The following is a 15,632-nucleotide window of genomic DNA, read 5'->3' as shown; positions in this document are numbered from 1 at the left end:
TCCCCCAGTGCGTTCGGGTGGCTACCTCTCGGATCCAGATCCTAGGTATGCCAGGGGCGCCGTGCCCGATGAACACACAAGCCGGGCGCGCCCGTCAGCCCGTCACCAGGTAGCCCGCGTCCCGCAGCGCCGCCTTCACGTCGTCGCAGTGCTCGGGGCCCTTGGTCTCCAGGTGCAGTTCCACCTCCACCTCGGTGAGGCCGAGCCGGGGTTCGGTACGGGCGTGGCCGACGTCCAGGACGTTGGCGTCGGCCACCGACAGCACGCCCAGCAGCGTGGCCAGTGCGCCGGGCCGGTCGGTGAGGCGCAGCCGCAGGCTGAGGTAGCGGCCGGCCGCCGCCATGCCGTGGGTGAGGATGCGCTGCATCAGCAGCGGGTCCACGTTGCCGCCGGAGAGCAGGGCGACCACGGGCCCGTGGAACGACTTGGGGTCGCTGAGCAGTGCGGCGACCGGGCTCGCGCCGGCCGGTTCGACGACCATCTTGGCCCGCTCCAGGCAGAGCAGCAGGGCGCTGGACAGCTCGTCCTCGGAGACCGTGCGCACCTCGTCGACGAGGTCCCTGATCAGGGCGAACGGCACGTCGCCGGGACGCCCGACCTTGATGCCGTCCGCCATCGTCTGGAGCGTGTCGATGGAGACGGGGCGGTCCGCGGCCAGGGACGGCGGGTAGCAGGCGGCGCCGGCCGCCTGCACGCCGACGATCCGCACGTCGGGCCGGACCGCCTTGACCGCGACGGCGATGCCGGCCGCGAGCCCGCCGCCGCCGATGCCGACGACGATCGTGCGGACCTCGGGGCACTGCTCCAGGATCTCCAGGCCCACCGTGCCCTGCCCGGCGATGATGTCGGCGTGGTCGAAGGGGTGGATGAAGACCGCGCCGGTCTCCCGGGCGTACTCCTGGGCGGCGGCCAGGGTCTCGTCGACGACGGTGCCGTGCAGCCGTACCCGCGCCCCGTACTCGCGGGTGGCGGCGACCTTCGGCAGCGGCGCCCCGACCGGCATGAAGACCGTGGAGCGTACGCCGAGGAGCGCAGAGGCGAGCGCGACACCCTGCGCATGGTTTCCGGCGCTCGCGGCCACGACGCCGGCGGCGCGTTCGACCGGGGTCAGACCGGAGATGCGTACGTAGGCGCCCCGCAGTTTGAAGGAACCGGTCCGCTGCAGGTTCTCGCACTTGAACAGGACGGGTGCGCCCACCAGGCCGGACAGATGGCGACTGCCCTCCAGCGGGGTGACCTTGGAGACGCCGGAGAGCATCTTCTGCGCTCCGCGCACGTCGTCGAGGATCACCGGGGGAAAGCTGCCGGGCGGCGGAAAGTTCATACCGCAAGTCTTGCAGCTCGCAGGGGCCGCGGCCGCCGCTCGCGGCGCCGCCCTGCGCCGATGTCCGCAGGTTTGTGCAGCACTGGTACGCGTTGCCCCGGGGCCGCGTACTCTGTCCCCCACCCATCCGACACCGTACGAAGAGAGCCCCCGGCCATGCCCCCTCAGGACATGACGACTGCCTCGTCTCCTTCCGGGGGCGCAGCCCCGGAACATCCGGGTTCCGAGCACGTTCTCGACACCCTCCAGCACCAGGTGGCCGTATTCGCCCGCCGGGCCGAGCAGACCCGGCTCGGCGGGGTGGGCCAGGTACGCAACTCCATGGACCGGGCGGCTTATCTGCTGCTGAACCGGCTGGACCGGGAAGGGCCGATGGGCGTCAAGGCGCTGGCCGCGGGGATGGGGATCGACTCCTCCACGGTGACCCGGCAGGTCGCGCCGCTGGTGGACACCGGCCTCGTCAAGCGGACCTCGCACCCGGAGGACGGCCGCGCGGTCGTGCTCCAGCTCTCCCCGCGCGGCCAGGCCCGGCTGGACGAGGTCCGGGGCTCGCGGCGGGAGTTGATGGCGCAGGTGACGGACGGGTGGAGCGAGGAGGAGCGGGACACGTTCTGCGCGCTGCTCACCCGGTTCAACGAGGCGCTGGCCGCCCGCCAGACCGCGCACCAGGCCGGCTGACGCGGACGGCTCGGACAGCCCCGGGGTACCGAGGGGTTGACCACCCGGGCGCGGCGCGCTCGGATTGACGGCATGCGGGAACGCCATGCGGGCCGGGAACGGTGCCGCGCCCAGGACTTCGAGTCCTTCGTCGCGGGCGCGGCGGGCCGTCTGCTGCACACGGCCACGCTGCTGACCGCCGAACCGGCGGAGGGGCCGGGCGCCAACCCGCTTGCGCGGCGGCTCCTGACGGCCTCGCTGGCCCGGACGTTCGCCGACTGGGAGCGGCTGCGGGGCGAGGACCCGTACAACCGCACCCGGCAGGACCTGGCGGCCCGGTTCGCCCGCGAGGCGTGGCGCCACCACCGTCCGCGCGGCGGGGTGCTGGACCGGCTGACCCCGCAGGAACGTCTCGTCCTGGTGCTGCGGCTGTACGAAGAGGTCCCCGAGGAGCAGACGGCGGCCCTGCTCGGGCTGGACCAGGACCGGGTGCGCGCGGTCTGCAACCGCTCGGTGGCCACGATGTGCGGCACCCGGAGCCCGACCGTGCGCCGGGGGGCCGCCCGGCTGCTGGGGGCCCTGCCGTGAGCGGCGCCGGGCGCAGGGAGGACCAGGTGCGGCGGATGCTGGAGGGCCCGCGTCCGCAGGTGCCCGCCGGGCTGGCGGCGCGGGCGGCGGAGCGGGGCGGCCGGCTGCTGCGGCGCCGGCGGACGTTGCGCCGGCTCGGGATGCTGGCTCTGGGCGCGGCGGCCGTGGCGGCGTTCGCGGTGTGGGGCCGGTAACCGCGGTCCGCGCGGGTCCGCGCACCCCCGCGGGCGGAGCTTTCCGGTCTACCCTGGAAAGGAGTGGTCAGGAGGCTCTCATGACCAGGAAGATCGCTGACTGCCGCAAGTATCCGAGTGAGATGAACTGCTCGCTGACGATCGCCGGCGAGGAGGAGGAAGTGGTGCGGGCCGCGAGCGAGCACGCCGCCTCCGTCCACCAGCACACCGACAGCCCCGAACTGCGGGAGCAGGTCAGGGGCATGCTGGAGGACGAGCCGGCCACCGTCTGAGACGGCTGCCGTACCCGGGCGGGACCGATGATCCGGCCCCGCCCCTTTCGACGTCCCGGCCTTCCCGGCTCAGCCGAGCGCCTGCGTGAGGTCGGCCAGCAGGTCGTCCGCGTTCTCGATGCCGACGGAGAGGCGGACCAGGTCGGCGGGGACCTCCAGCGGGGAGCCCGCCGCCGAGGCGTGCGTCATCCGGCCGGGGTGCTCGAGCAGCGACTCGACACCGCCCAGGGACTCCCCCAGGGTGAACAGCTTCGCGCGGTCGCAGACCGCGACCGCCGCCTCCTCACCGCCCTCGACGCGGAAGGACACCATGCCGCCGAAGGCCCGCATCTGCTTGGCGGCGACCTCGTGGCCCCGGTGCTCGGGCAGGCCCGGGTAGAGGACCTGGGTGACCTTGGGGTGCCGGGTCAGCAGGTCGGCGACCTTGGTGGCGTTCTCGCTGTGCCGGTCCATGCGGACGGCGAGCGTCTTGATGCCGCGCAGCACCAGCCAGGCGTCGAACGGGCCGGCCACCCCGCCCATCGCGTTCTGGTGGAAGGTCAACTCGTCCGCGAGGTCCGGGTCGTCGACGATCAGCGCGCCGCCGACGACGTCCGAGTGGCCGCCCATGTACTTGGTGGTGGAGTGCACCACGACGTCGGCGCCGAGTGCCAGCGGCTGCTGGAGGTAGGGGCTGGCGAAGGTGTTGTCGACGACGAGGCGCGCACCGGCGGTGCGGGCGACCTGGGCGACGGCCGCGATGTCGGTGATGCCGAGCAGCGGGTTGGACGGGGTCTCCACCCAGACCGCCTTGGTGCGCGGGGTGACCGCCGCCCGGACCGCCGCCACGTCCGAGGTGTCGGCGACGGAGAACTCCACGCCCCAGCGCGAGGCGACCTTCGCGAACAGCCGGAACGTGCCGCCGTAGGCGTCGTTCGGGATGACCACGTGGTCGCCGGGGGCCAGCAGCGTACGGAGCAGGCAGTCCTCGGCGGCGAGTCCCGAGGCGAAGGCGAGCCCGCGCCGGCCGCCCTCCAGGGCCGCGAGGTTCTCCTCCAGGGCGGTGCGGGTCGGGTTGGCGCTGCGGCTGTACTCGTAACCGCCGCGCAGCCCGCCCACGCCGTCCTGCTTGTACGTGGACACCTGGTAGATGGGCGGAACCACGGCGCCCGTGAGGGGGTCGGCGGTGTTCCCCGCGTGGATCGCGCGGGTTTCGAAGCTGTGCTGGTCGCTCATGGGGCGAGCGTAGTTCGTCGCGAAGGCGCTCACCGGCTACCGGGCCGTCCGGTGACAATGGGGGCATGGAGATTCTGTGGTTCCTGCTCGCGCTGTGCCTGCTGACCGCCGCGCTCGGCCCGTACGTGCTGCGCCGGCGCCGCGGCATCCGGCTCGCCGTGCCCGGTTCCCCCGACGCCGCCGACCCGCAGGACTACGGCTTCGCGCGCCAGGAGGAGCTGGACGTCCGGACGCCGGGACCGGACCAGGACCTGCTGGACGTGCTGGAGGTCGTCCAGCACACGCAGGAGTGGCGGGCGGCGTCCCAGCTGCTGGCGGGGACGCCGAAGGAGGGCGAGCTGCGCTGGCAGCGGGTACAGGCGTTCGCCGGGGCAGCTTCGCTGGAGCTGCTGCGACAGCCGGGCGTCGGCGGGGCGTGGCTGCGCAAGTGGCGCGCGGAGGCGCCGAAGGACGCGGGCGGGGCCGCGGTGCACGCGGAGTTCCTGGTGCAGCAGGCGTGGCGTTCCTCGACGGCGGGCACGGACGACTTCCGGATCATCCTGGAGGAGGCCCGTACGGTGCTCGGCGAGGCGGCCCTGCTGGCCCCGGGCGACCCCGTGCCGTACATCGTGGAGCTGGCGGTCGCCCGTGGACTGGGTTATTCCGCCGAGGAGTTCGACCGGCTGTGGGCGAAGATCATCGACCGGGCCCCGGCGCACATGGGCGCGCACATCGCGGCGCTGCACTTCTGGAGCGAGCGGTGGCACGGCTCGCGCGAGGACGCCGACCGCTTCGCGACGGCCGCCGCGGCCCGCGCCCCGCAGGGCTCGCTGCTGGCCGGGCTGCCGCTGTTCGCGGTGTACGAGCACCTGCCCGAGGTCAACCTGGTGCAGGGCTTCTACCGGAGCCAGGTGGTGACCAGGGCGGTGGAGGGGGCGATGTTCGCGGTGCACGCGGCGCGCGCCGACGACCCGATGCTCCCGCATGTGCGCCATCTGCTGGTGCTGTTCCTGGTGCGGATGGAGCGCTGGTCGGAGGCGGTGCACCAGCTGGTCCACATCGACGGGTACGTGGGCGCGCTGCCGTGGACGGCGAGCGAGGACCCGGCCGCCGAGTACACGGTGTACCGGGCGCTGGCGGTCGCGGGGTACGAGGCGAACGGCGGCAGCCCGGCGTCGCTGCCGCACTGAGCCGCGCGGAATCCACGGGGGCCCCGGTGCGTTGTACGGACAGCACGCCGACCCAGGAGGAGCCCCCGCATGTTCCTGCACCGCCGCACACCTCAGCTCCCCACCCCGGAGGAGGCCCTGCGCGGCCGTCCCGTCCCCGAGTTCACCGTCCCGTCCCGGCACACCGTCCTGGGCAACCCGCTGCTGGGCCCGTACCCGGAGGGCCTGGAGGTCGCGGACTTCGCGCTGGGCTGTTTCTGGGGCGCCGAGCGGAAGTTCTGGCAGACGGACGGCGTCTGGACGACGCTCGTCGGCTACCAGGGCGGCTACACGGAGAACCCCGCCTACGAGGAGGTCTGCTCGGGCCTCACCGGTCACACGGAGGCGGTCCGCGTGGTGTACGACCCGAAGGCGGTCACGTACGCCGAGCTGCTGAAGCTGTTCTGGGAGTCCCACGACCCGACCCAGGGCTTCCGCCAGGGCAACGACGTGGGGACGCAGTACCGCTCCGCCGTCTACACCCACTCCCCCGGGCAGGCCGCCGCCGCGGCGGCCTCCCGTGAGGCGTACCAGAAGGTCCTGACGGCCTCCGGCCACGGCGAGATCACCACGGAGATCCTGCCGGCCGAGGGGCGGGCCTTCTATCCCGCCGAGCCGGCGCACCAGCAGTACCTGGACAAGAATCCGGGCGGCTACTGCGGCATCGGCGGCACGGGCGTCTCCTGCCCGGTGGGCGTGGCCCCGGCGGAGAGCTGAGAGAGACGGAACGGCCGGGAGACGCGTCTCCCGGCCGTTCCGTGTGTCCTGGCGCCGGTCAGATCAGGCCCTGGGCCAGCATCGCGTCCGCGACCAGTTCGAAGCCGGCGATGTTGGCGCCGACCACGTAGTTGCCGGGGCTGCCGTACTTCTCCGCGGTGGTGTGGCAGGAGTCGTGGATGTGGCGCATGATCTCCGCGAGCCGCTGCTCGGTGTGGGCGAAGGTCCAGGAGTCGCGCGAGGCGTTCTGCTGCATCTCCAGGGCGCTGGTGGCCACGCCGCCCGCGTTGGCCGCCTTGCCGGGGGCGAAGGCCACGCCGGCGTCCTGGAGGACGCGGACGGCCTCGGGGGTGGTGGGCATGTTGGCGCCCTCGGCGACCGCCTTGACGCCGTTGCGGACCAGGGCGAGCGCGTCGGCCTCGTGCAGCTCGTTCTGGGTGGCGCAGGGCAGGGCCACGTCCACGGGGACGTTCCAGAGGCCGGCGCCCTCGACGTACTTCACGTGCGCGCCGCGCCGCTCCGCGTACTCGGAGATGCGGCCGCGGCCGCGCTCCTTGATCTCCTTGAGGAGGTCGAGGTCGATGCCCTTCTCGTCGACGACGTAGCCCCCGGAGTCGGAGGCGGTGATGACGGTCGCGCCGAGCTGCTGGGCCTTCTCGATGGCGTAGATCGCGACGTTGCCGGAGCCGGAGACGGCGATGCGCTGGCCGTCCAGGGACTCGCCGCGGCTGCGCAGCATCTCGGCGGTGAACATGACGCAGCCGTAGCCGGTGGCCTCGGTGCGGACGAGGGCGCCGCCCCAGCCGAGGCCCTTGCCGGTGAGGACGCCGGACTCGTAGCGGTTGGTGATCCGCTTGTACTGGCCGAAGAGGTAGCCGATCTCGCGGCCGCCGACACCGATGTCACCGGCGGGCACGTCGGTGTACTCGCCCAGGTGGCGGTGGAGCTCGGTCATGAACGACTGGCAGAACCGCATGATCTCGGCGTCCGAGCGGCCCTTCGGGTCGAAGTCCGCGCCGCCCTTGCCGCCGCCGATGGGCATGCCGGTGAGGGCGTTCTTGAAGATCTGCTCGAAGCCGAGGAACTTCACGATGCCGAGGTTGACCGACGGGTGGAAGCGCAGCCCGCCCTTGTACGGGCCGAGCGAGCTGGAGAACTCGACCCGGAAGCCGCGGTTGACGTGGATGTCGCCCGAGTCGTCCGCCCACGGCACCCGGAAGATGAGCTGGCGCTCCGGCTCGCATATGCGCTCGATGATCCGGGCGTCCACGAACTCCGGCCGCTGGGCCAGCACGGGGCCGAGGGTCTCCAGGACCTCCCGGACCGCCTGGTGGAATTCCCTCTCGCCCTGGTTGCGGCGGAGGATCTCGGCGTACAGCGGCTCGATGACGCGGTTCTCGGCGGCGTGCAGGCTTGCGGAGTCAGGGGTGACCGGCATCTGATCAAGACCTTCCGTGGGTCGGCTCATACGCGGGAGCGCCCCCGTCCCGAGGGGCGCCAGGTCCCCCTCCCCATTGAGGGTGCCGCCGGAACATCGCGCGTACTGCTCGCGAGCGCGGCGTACAGGACCGTCGTGGCGTACCGATTCTCCCAGGGGGGCGTCTCCCCGGCCCGTGGCATCCACATGGTGATCGGGCGCCCCGGCCCCCCGGACCTGGCCAACGGCCTTGCGCGAGGCCGTTTCCGGGCCTGAACGGCCGGGCGGGGGCCGTAGCGGCGCACCCGCCGAAGTGGTGAACCTCACAGCGGCCCGGGGGCGGCGGTGAGGTTCCGCATACCCAGCCGTTACGCCATCGGGGTGGCGCCGACGGCCGCCCGAAGCGCTGCGGCCGGCGCCGGCGGGTCAGGCCGCGGCGTTCTCCGTGATGGTGACCCTGCCCTTGCGGATGGTGGCCAGGCGCGGGGCGCGGCGGGCGATCGAGCTGTCGTGGGTGACCATGACGAAGGTGAGCCCGTGCTCCTTCCACAGGGTCTCCAGCACCTCCATGATCTCGTCGCGCATGGACTCGTCGAGGTTGCCGGTGGGCTCGTCGGCGAGCAGCACCTTGGGCCGCTTGACCAGGGCCCTGGCGATGGCGACGCGCTGCTGCTGGCCGCCGGACATCTCGCCGGGCACATGGCCGAGCCGCTCGCCGAGTCCGACGGAGTCCAGCGCCTCGGCGGCTCTTCTGCGCCGCTCGGCCGCCTTGACGCCGAGGGGGACGAGGGCGGTCTCGACGTTCTCCTGGGCGGTGAGTGTCGGGATGAGGTTGAAGCTCTGGAAGACGAAGCCGATGTTCTGGGCGCGCACCCTGGTGAGCTTGGCCTCGCTGAGCCTGGCCAGGTCCACGCCGTCGAGCTCGACGCTGCCGGCCGTGGGGCGGTCCAGGCCGCCGAGCATCTGGAGCAGGGTGGACTTGCCGCCGCCGGTGGGGCCCTGGATGACCAGGCGGCCGCCGTCCTCGATGGTGAGGTCGACGCCGGCGAGGGCGTGCACGGTGGACTTGCCGCGCCGGTACTGCTTGGTGACGCCGTGAAGCGTGTACATGGGTGATCTCCTGACGGGGTGTGGGGTACGGGCTACTCGACGCGGCGCAGCGCGTCCGCCGGGCGCAGCCGGGAGGCGCGCCAGCCGCCGAAGGCGCCCGCGATCAGCCCGCCCGCCACGGCCAGGGCGACGGCGACCAGGATCACGGAGAGGGAGACGGGCGCGGTCAGCGCGATGTCGAGGGCCTTGGACGTGCTCTGCCGGCCGAAGCCGGGGCCGCCGCGCATCCCGCCACCGCCGCCGGAGGAGCCGAGTTCCGCGGTGAGGGTGGGGCTGACGGCGGTGACGGCGTACGCGCCGGCCAGGCCGATCGCGATGCCGAGCACGCCGCCGATGAGGCCGTTGACCAGGGCCTCGCCGATGACCTGGCGGGTGACCCGGCCGCTCTTCCAGCCGAGCGCCTTCAGCGTGCCGAACTCGCGCACGCGGCGGCTGACGGCGGACGAGGTGAGGAGCCCGGCGACCAGGAACGCGGCGACCAGGACGGCGACGGAGAGCCACTTGCCGACGCCGGCGGCCAGGTCGGACGCGGTGGACAGGGAGCCGGAGACGGTGTCCGCGAGGTCGGCGGAGGTGGTGACCGTGGTGCCCGAGATGTTCTTCTGGATGGTGGACTTGACGCTGTCGATCTTCTGCGAGTCCGCGGCCTTCACGTAGACCGTGGTGACCTTGTTCTTCGAGTCGGAGAGGGTCTGCGCCCGCTGCAGCGGGATGTAGAGGTTGGCGGCGGCGTCGCCGCTGTCGGCCGTCGAGACGCCGATGATCGTGAACTCGGTGCCGTGGATCGTCACGGTCTTGCCGGTGGAGAGGGTCTTCTCCTTGGCGTAGGCGGAGTCGACGACGGCCACCTCGGCATTGGTCTCGGTCGTCTTGAACGTACGGCCCGAGGTGATCTTCGACGAGGTGAGCGGGCCGAGGTCCTGCTGGGTGACGTCGGTGCCGTACACCGTGTAGGAGTTGACGTCGAAGGAGGCGCCGCCGCCCTGCACCTCGCCCTGCGGCTGGCCGCTGCCGCCGCCGGGCCCGCGCCCGCCGCCCTGGCTCGTGCCGCCCTCCTGCTTGAACTCGCCGCGCTTGAACTGCCCGTCCACCTTCATGACGGACAGGCTCAGCCCGCCGACCGCACCGGCGACGCCGTCCTGCTCGCCGACCTTGCCGACGGTGGAGGACGCCAGGGTCTGGAAGCCCTGGACCATGACCCGGTCCGTGCTCTGGGTCGCGTCGTCGTCGCTGTCCTTGGCGTCGAACTCGAACTTGGGGCGGCCGGTGGAGCCGGACGCGGGTGCCGTGGCCGCCTTGGTGACGGTCATGTCCGTGCCGAGCCCGTACAGCGACTGCAGGACCTTGTCCTGGGCCTTGCTCATGCCCGAGGAGACCGAGCTGACGACGATGACCAGCGCAATGCCGAGGGCGAGCCCGGAGGCGACGACGAGCGCCGCCTTTCTGCGGCGGCGCAGCTCGCGCCGGAGGTAGGTGAAGAACATGACGCGAGGTTAGGAACGGCTCGTGAGGGTGGGTTGAGGCCGCCATGAGAGCAGGATGAGAACCGCGGGTACGCCGAAGGCGGCGGCACCGGGTCGTGGTGCCGCCGCCTTCGGCGTACGGGGTGGGGATCCGGCCGGAGGGGCCGGTCAGGCGGTGGAGCCCGCCGTCCACTCGGCCCAGCTCAGGTTCCAGCCGTTGAGGCCGTTGGACGGCTGGATGGTCCTGTCCGGGGAGTTCTTGACGATGACGACGTCACCGATCATGGAGTTGTTGTAGAACCAGGCGGCGGGCGTGTTGGGGTCACCGGCGCCCTTGGCGTCCTCCAGGCCGACGCAGCCGTGGCTGGTGTTGACCTTGCCGAAGATGCCCTTGCCCCAGTAGTTGCCGTGGATGAAGGTGCCCGACGTGGACAGCCGCATGGCGTGCGGCACGTCCTTGATGTCGTACTCGCCCTTGCCGTCGTCGTCCGTGAAGCCGACGGTGGCGCCGTTCATCCGGGTCTCCTTGTACTTCTCGGAGATCACCATCTGGCCGTTGTACGTCGGGTTGTCGGGCGAGCCCGAGGAGATCGGGATGGTCTTGATCGTCTGGCCGTCCCGGGCGACGGTCATCATGTGGGTCTTCGCGTCCACCGTGGAGACCTGGGCGCGGCCGATCTTGAAGGTGACCGTCTTCTGCTGGACGCCGTAGACGCCGTCCGCGCCCTCGACGCCGTCCAGGGACAGCTTCAGGGTGACGGTCGAGCCGGCCTGCCAGTAGTTCTCGGGGCGCAGGTCCAGGCGCTGCGGGTTGAACCAGTGGCCGACGACTTCCTGGCCGCTGCTGGAGGTCACCTTGATGCCGTCCTGGACGGCCTTGGTGTCGGTGATCGGCTTGTTGAAGTTGATCGACACGGGCATGCCGACGCCCACGGTGGAGCCGTCCTCGGGGGTGAAGTTCCCGATGAAGCTGTTGGCGGGCGAGACCGTGGTGAAGGAGGAGTTCTCGTGGGCCTCGCGGCCCTTGGAGTCCTGCGCCGTCGCGCTGACCTTGTAGGTGGTCGAGCGCTCCAGCTGGCCGCTCGGCCGCCAGCTCGTGCCGTCGGCGGAGAGGGTGCCCTCGACGCTCTTGCCGTCCGAGGTGGTCATCGTGACAGCGGTCAGCTTGCCCTTGGTGACGGTGACCTTGGCGGCGTTGTTGATGCTCGCGTTGGTCGCGCCGTTCTTGGGCGTGATCGTTATCTGCGCCTCGGACGTCTCCTGGGCCGCCGCCTTGTCGACTTCGGCCGCCTGGGACGTGGAGCTCTCGGGGCTGGGATCGCCCTTCTCGCCGCCGTCGTCACAGGCCGAAAGCACCAGTACGCCGCCGAGCAGTGCGGACGCGGCCATCAGGCCCCTGCGCCGCTTGCTGTCCGTCATCACACGCTTCTCCATCGTTGCCGAAATCCCCAAAACCCCGAGCAGGCCACCCATGGGTGAAACCCCGTCAATGTTCCAAGAACCCCCTGGGCGGGATTCCCGTTCCACGTCCGTCGATTGTGTGGGGAACACCACTCATCGACGCCGTGCCGGAAGCGGTGGTTCCCACTTCCGCGGCACGGGCCGGCCCCGGTCCGCCACGGGCAGGCCGGGGCCGTGTTCCCACAGGTCAGGCCCGCCGCTCCGTGCCGTCGTAGCCGCCGGCCTCCCTCCCATTGTGCGGGACGTCGGACGCGCCCCCGACGTTCCCGCCCTCCTCGTCCTCCTCGTCGGTCTCCTCATCGGTCTCCTCGTACTCGCCCTCGTCGAGGCCCCATCCGTCCGGGTCCTCGGGGTCGTAGTCGATGCTCTCGCTGCTCCAGGAGGCCTGGGCCAGTTCGACCCCGGGCACCTCCCCCACCAGGTCGAACGGGTCGATCAGTGAAGCGAGGGCCTCCGCTCCGTCTTCCCGTACCGCCTCCTCGGCATGCATGCGTTCCTCGGCGCCCTCGCCGCCGGGCTCGCCGTACTCGGCCGCGAGGCTTTCCAGGGCGGTTCCGCTGAGGGCGTCGGGGTCGGTGATCTCCACCACCATGTCCACCTTGAGGCGGACGAAACGCGATGATCCAGCTGTCTTGGAAGTGCTCATGGGGCGGAGCGTAAGTCCCGGCCGCCACGCCTTCCCCGCGACCCGCTGCGTTCATTAGCATCGGAGCGAACCGGACTCCCGGACGTCGCGAAGGGGACCGATCCCGTGGCCATCACCCGCCGCCCGCTCCTGACCGCCACCGCCGCGGGGACGCTGCTGTGCGCCCTGTGGTTCGTCCCGTCGGCCAACGCCACGGGCGATACGGGCCGTGCGCCCGGCGCGGCCGGCGGCAGTGCGACGACGGCCGGCGACGGCGCGGCCGCGGCGGCGCTCGCCGACACCGGCACGGGCCTCGACACCACGCCGTATCTGCTCGGCGGGGTGGCCTTCCTGGGCATCGGGGCGGGCTTCGTGACGTATTCGTCCCGCCGTACGGGCCCGCGGCCCGCCCTCTGAAACGTGGACGCGGGGGAGCGGCCACCGGACGGGTCCGGTGGCCGCTCCCCCGCATCGAGCCGTACGAGTCCCGGGAACGGGTGCTGATCAGGCCAGCGGGCCGGTGACCGGTTCCACCGCCGAGAGCAGCCCGCCCGCCCGTACGAAGGCGTCGGCCGCGGCCAGGTCCGGCGCCAGGAAGCGGTCGGGCCCCGGGCCCTCGACACCGGCCGCCCGCAGCGCCTCGACGACGGCGCGCGTGGCGGGGGCCGGGGTCAGCCCCTGCTGGGCGCGCAGTTCGACCGCGCGGGTCGCCGCGTACAGCTCGACGGCGACGATCCGGGCCAGGTTGCCGACGGCGGTACGCAGCTTGCGCGCGGCCGACCAGCCCATGGAGACGTGGTCCTCCTGCATCGCGGAGGACGGGATGGAGTCGGCGGAGGCCGGGACGGCGAGCCGCTTCATCTCGCTGACCAGGGCGGCCTGGGTGTACTGGGCGATCATCAGGCCGGAGTCGACGCCCGCGTCGTCGGCGAGGAACGGCGGCAGCCCGTGCGAGCGGTTCTTGTCCAGCAGCCGGTCGGTACGGCGCTCGGTGATCGAGCCGAGGTCGGCGGCGGCGATGGCCAGGAAGTCCAGCACGTAGGCGACGGGCGCCCCGTGGAAGTTGCCGTTCGACTCCACCCGGCCGTCGGGAAGTACGACCGGGTTGTCCACGGCGGAGGCCAGCTCGCGGTCGGCGACGGTGGCGGCGTACGCGAGGGTGTCCCGCCCGGCCCCGTTGACCTGCGGCGCGCACCGCACCGAGTAGGCGTCCTGGACGCGCGGGGCGTCGTCCTGGTGGTGACCGGTGAGGCCCGAACCGGCGAGCACCCGCAGCATGTTGTCGGCGCTCGCGCCCTGGCCGGGGTGCGGGCGGATGGCGTGCAGCTCGGGGGCGAGGACCTTGTCCGTGCCGAGCAGGGCCTCCAGGGTGAGGGCCGCGGTGATGTCGGCCGAGGTGTAGAGCGTCCGCAGATCGGCCAGGGCCATGATCAGCATGCCGAGCATGCCGTCGGTCCCGTTGAGGAGGGCCAGGCCCTCCTTCTCGCGCAGCTCGACCGGGGCGATGCCGTGCGCGGCGAGCAGTTCGCCGGCGGGGCGGACGGTGCCGTCGGGGCCCTCCGCGTCGCCCTCGCCCATCAGGGCCAGCGCGCAGTGCGACAGGGGCGCCAGGTCGCCGGAGCAGCCGAGCGAACCGTATTCGTGGACGACGGGGGTGATCCCGGCGTTCAGGACGTCGGCCATGGTCTGCGCGACCTCGGGCCGTACGCCGGTGCGGCCGGAGGCGAGCGTCTTCAGCCGCAGGAACATCAGCGCCCGGACGACCTCGCGCTCGACGCGCGGGCCCATGCCGGCGGCGTGCGAGCGGACGATGTTGCGCTGGAGCTGTGCGCGCAGCTCCGGGCTGATGTGCCGGCTGGCCAGGGCGCCGAAGCCGGTCGAGACGCCGTAGACCGGATCGGGCTTGGCGGCGAGCGCCTCCACGATCTCGCGGGCGGCGGCCAGCGCGGCCACCGCGGCGGCGGAGAGCTCGACACGGGCGTTGCCCCGGGCCACGGCGATGACGTCCTGGGCAGTGGTGCCGGACGTCCCCACCACGACTGTATGCATATCCATATTCAGCAGCGTACGGACTGAAAACCCTCATGTCACCAGTGGTCGGCGGGTTGGCCCCTTACCGCCCGCCCGCCGGCCGGTCACAGCTCGGGGCGGTTGCCGCGCAGGTGGCGGCGGTCGTGCGGGGACTTCGGCGGGGAGTCGGCCAGCCGGATGACCTCGCCGTCGCGCCCCGCCACCACCGGGCGCACGGAGCGGGCCGCCTTCGCCCGGTACTGGGCGGCGTCCGCCAGCCGGAACAGCCGCCGGCCCGAGACCTCGGGACCGATGGGGTCGCCGGTGGAGGCGATCCCGCAGGCGACCCCGTTGCCGAGTTCGAGCCCGGCCGCCCGCTCGCACAGTTCGGTGGCCACGGCGACCACCTCGTCCGCCCCCGGCCCCACCGCCAGCAGGCAGAACTCGTCGCCGCCCAGCCGGGCCGCCAGCGCGCCGGGCAGTATGGCCCCGCACCGCGAGAGCACCGAGCCGAAACGTTCCAGCAGCCGGTCCCCGACCGCGTGGCCGTGGGTGTCGTTGACCCACTTCAGCCCGTTCAGGTCGCAGACCACCAGGCTGACCACCGCACCGTCCGCCCGGTGCCGCTCCACCGCCTCGTCCAGCCGTATGTCGACGGCCCGGCGGTTGGCGAGGCCGGTCAGCGGATCGGTGAAGGCGAGCTTGCGGACCTCCTCGAGGCGCTCGGTCTGGGCCAGCCCCGCGGCCACCACGGCGGCCAGCACGGTGGCGAAGTCGGCGTCCGCGCGCCCGAACACCGGCGCCCCCACCGGCCGCGCCACGTACAGCTCGCCCCAGGCCCGCCCGTGCAGCACGATCGGCGCGACCACGCAGCAGCCCCGCCCGCGCCGGCGCAGGGCCGCCACGCGCTGGTGGCAGTAGCCGGGCCCGTAACCGTGCGCGCCGGCCGCCCCCTCCGGCGGCTCCTCGCCGGGCCCGCCGCCCACCGGCCCCTCGGCGGTCTCCACCCAGGCGTCCGGCTCCCCGCCCCCGGCCCACCGCTCGTGCAGGAACTCGGTGATCTCCGGGAACTGGTGGACGGGATAGACCTCCTCGTCGGGGAACTCCTCCTCGCCCTCGGCCCGCTCGCCCGCGTTGACCAGGACCCTCAGCCTGCCCCGGCCGCGCTCCCAGACCGAGAGCGCGGCGAAGCTGCCGCCCAGCGCCTCGCAGGCCCCCCGGGCCGCCGCTCGCCAGCACCCCCGGGGGGTGTGCGCCGCGGCCATCGTCTGCGCCAGCGAAACCACGGCCCGCAGCCGCGCATCGTCACCACCCATTCCGCCAGTTTAGGGCGATATGAGCTACGTGATCACTCGACGGCTCCGGAGCGTGACCATTCGGCCCGCAAACGGA

16 protein-coding genes are annotated in these 15,632 nt (G+C 72.6%); 7 read left to right on the top strand and 9 right to left on the bottom strand.

What is annotated here, in order from left to right:
• Positions 1-94 precede the first annotated feature (94 nt).
• Positions 95-1,324: a threonine ammonia-lyase gene (ilvA, locus tag ABZ564_RS01320; protein WP_360847545.1), complete on the bottom strand. Its 1,230-nt coding sequence runs from the start codon at positions 1,322-1,324 to the stop codon at positions 95-97.
• A 156-nt stretch (positions 1,325-1,480) separates the two neighbouring features.
• On the opposite strand from ilvA, the gene ABZ564_RS01315 reads away from it, so the two are divergent.
• From ABZ564_RS01315 to ABZ564_RS01300, 4 genes are all read left to right on the top strand, one after another.
• Positions 1,481-2,002: a MarR family transcriptional regulator gene (locus tag ABZ564_RS01315; protein ID WP_360847542.1), complete on the top strand. Its 522-nt coding sequence runs from the start codon at positions 1,481-1,483 to the stop codon at positions 2,000-2,002.
• 72 nt (positions 2,003-2,074) lie between these two features.
• Positions 2,075-2,569, top strand: a complete 495-nt coding sequence (locus ABZ564_RS01310; protein ID WP_360847539.1) for a sigma factor-like helix-turn-helix DNA-binding protein — start codon at positions 2,075-2,077, stop codon at positions 2,567-2,569.
• The gene (locus ABZ564_RS01305; protein ID WP_360847536.1) at positions 2,566-2,763 is read left to right on the top strand and encodes a hypothetical protein; all 198 of its coding nucleotides are present in this window, start codon (positions 2,566-2,568) and stop codon (positions 2,761-2,763) included. The genes ABZ564_RS01310 and ABZ564_RS01305 overlap by 4 nt, the downstream gene beginning before the upstream one ends.
• Before the next feature lie 80 nt (positions 2,764-2,843).
• Positions 2,844-3,035 carry a DUF1059 domain-containing protein gene (locus ABZ564_RS01300; protein WP_360847533.1) on the top strand — a complete coding sequence of 64 codons (192 nt, stop codon included), beginning with the start codon at positions 2,844-2,846 and terminating at the stop codon, positions 3,033-3,035.
• Positions 3,036-3,104: 69 nt separating this feature from the next.
• On the opposite strand, the gene ABZ564_RS01295 is transcribed toward ABZ564_RS01300, so the two are convergent.
• The gene (locus ABZ564_RS01295; RefSeq protein WP_360847530.1) at positions 3,105-4,250 is read right to left on the bottom strand and encodes a cystathionine gamma-synthase; all 1,146 of its coding nucleotides are present in this window, start codon (positions 4,248-4,250) and stop codon (positions 3,105-3,107) included.
• A gap of 65 nt (positions 4,251-4,315) precedes the next feature.
• Here ABZ564_RS01295 and ABZ564_RS01290 point away from each other — a divergent pair, with 65 nt between their 5' ends.
• On the top strand, positions 4,316-5,419 hold the full coding sequence (locus tag ABZ564_RS01290) for a hypothetical protein (protein WP_360847527.1): 1,104 nt from the start codon (positions 4,316-4,318) through the stop codon (positions 5,417-5,419).
• A gap of 69 nt (positions 5,420-5,488) precedes the next feature.
• Complete coding sequence (msrA, locus tag ABZ564_RS01285) at positions 5,489-6,154, top strand: peptide-methionine (S)-S-oxide reductase MsrA (protein WP_360847524.1); 666 nt, start codon at positions 5,489-5,491, stop codon at positions 6,152-6,154.
• A gap of 58 nt (positions 6,155-6,212) precedes the next feature.
• On the opposite strand, the gene gdhA is transcribed toward msrA, so the two are convergent.
• The 5 genes from gdhA to ABZ564_RS01260 form a co-directional block, all read right to left on the bottom strand.
• Positions 6,213-7,592 (bottom strand): NADP-specific glutamate dehydrogenase, encoded by a 1,380-nt coding sequence (gene gdhA / locus ABZ564_RS01280; RefSeq protein WP_360847521.1) that lies wholly within the window; start codon positions 7,590-7,592, stop codon positions 6,213-6,215.
• A gap of 405 nt (positions 7,593-7,997) precedes the next feature.
• Positions 7,998-8,681 (bottom strand): ABC transporter ATP-binding protein, encoded by a 684-nt coding sequence (locus tag ABZ564_RS01275; protein WP_360847518.1) that lies wholly within the window; start codon positions 8,679-8,681, stop codon positions 7,998-8,000.
• Between the two features lie 32 nt (positions 8,682-8,713).
• Positions 8,714-10,165 (bottom strand): ABC transporter permease, encoded by a 1,452-nt coding sequence (locus ABZ564_RS01270; protein ID WP_360847515.1) that lies wholly within the window; start codon positions 10,163-10,165, stop codon positions 8,714-8,716.
• 147 nt (positions 10,166-10,312) lie between these two features.
• Positions 10,313-11,578, bottom strand: a complete 1,266-nt coding sequence (locus tag ABZ564_RS01265; RefSeq protein WP_360847512.1) for an Ig-like domain-containing protein — start codon at positions 11,576-11,578, stop codon at positions 10,313-10,315.
• 214 nt (positions 11,579-11,792) lie between these two features.
• On the bottom strand, positions 11,793-12,251 hold the full coding sequence (locus tag ABZ564_RS01260; RefSeq protein WP_360847509.1) for a hypothetical protein: 459 nt from the start codon (positions 12,249-12,251) through the stop codon (positions 11,793-11,795).
• 105 nt (positions 12,252-12,356) lie between these two features.
• Between ABZ564_RS01260 and ABZ564_RS01255 the strand changes: the two genes are divergently transcribed.
• Positions 12,357-12,647: a hypothetical protein gene (locus ABZ564_RS01255; protein ID WP_360847506.1), complete on the top strand. Its 291-nt coding sequence runs from the start codon at positions 12,357-12,359 to the stop codon at positions 12,645-12,647.
• Positions 12,648-12,734: 87 nt separating this feature from the next.
• Here the strand turns inward: ABZ564_RS01255 and hutH are convergent, their stop codons facing one another.
• A complete protein-coding gene (gene hutH / locus ABZ564_RS01250) occupies positions 12,735-14,279 on the bottom strand; it encodes a histidine ammonia-lyase (protein ID WP_360847673.1) in 1,545 nt (514 codons plus the stop codon).
• An 86-nt stretch (positions 14,280-14,365) separates the two neighbouring features.
• The gene (locus tag ABZ564_RS01245) at positions 14,366-15,556 is read right to left on the bottom strand and encodes a GGDEF domain-containing protein (protein ID WP_360847503.1); all 1,191 of its coding nucleotides are present in this window, start codon (positions 15,554-15,556) and stop codon (positions 14,366-14,368) included.
• Between the last annotated feature and the right edge of the window lie 76 nt (positions 15,557-15,632).

This window comes from Streptomyces sp. NPDC019224, from assembly GCF_040632605.1.
Taxonomy (GTDB): domain Bacteria; phylum Actinomycetota; class Actinomycetes; order Streptomycetales; family Streptomycetaceae; genus Streptomyces.
This window is presented reverse-complemented; position numbering and strand designations above follow the sequence as displayed.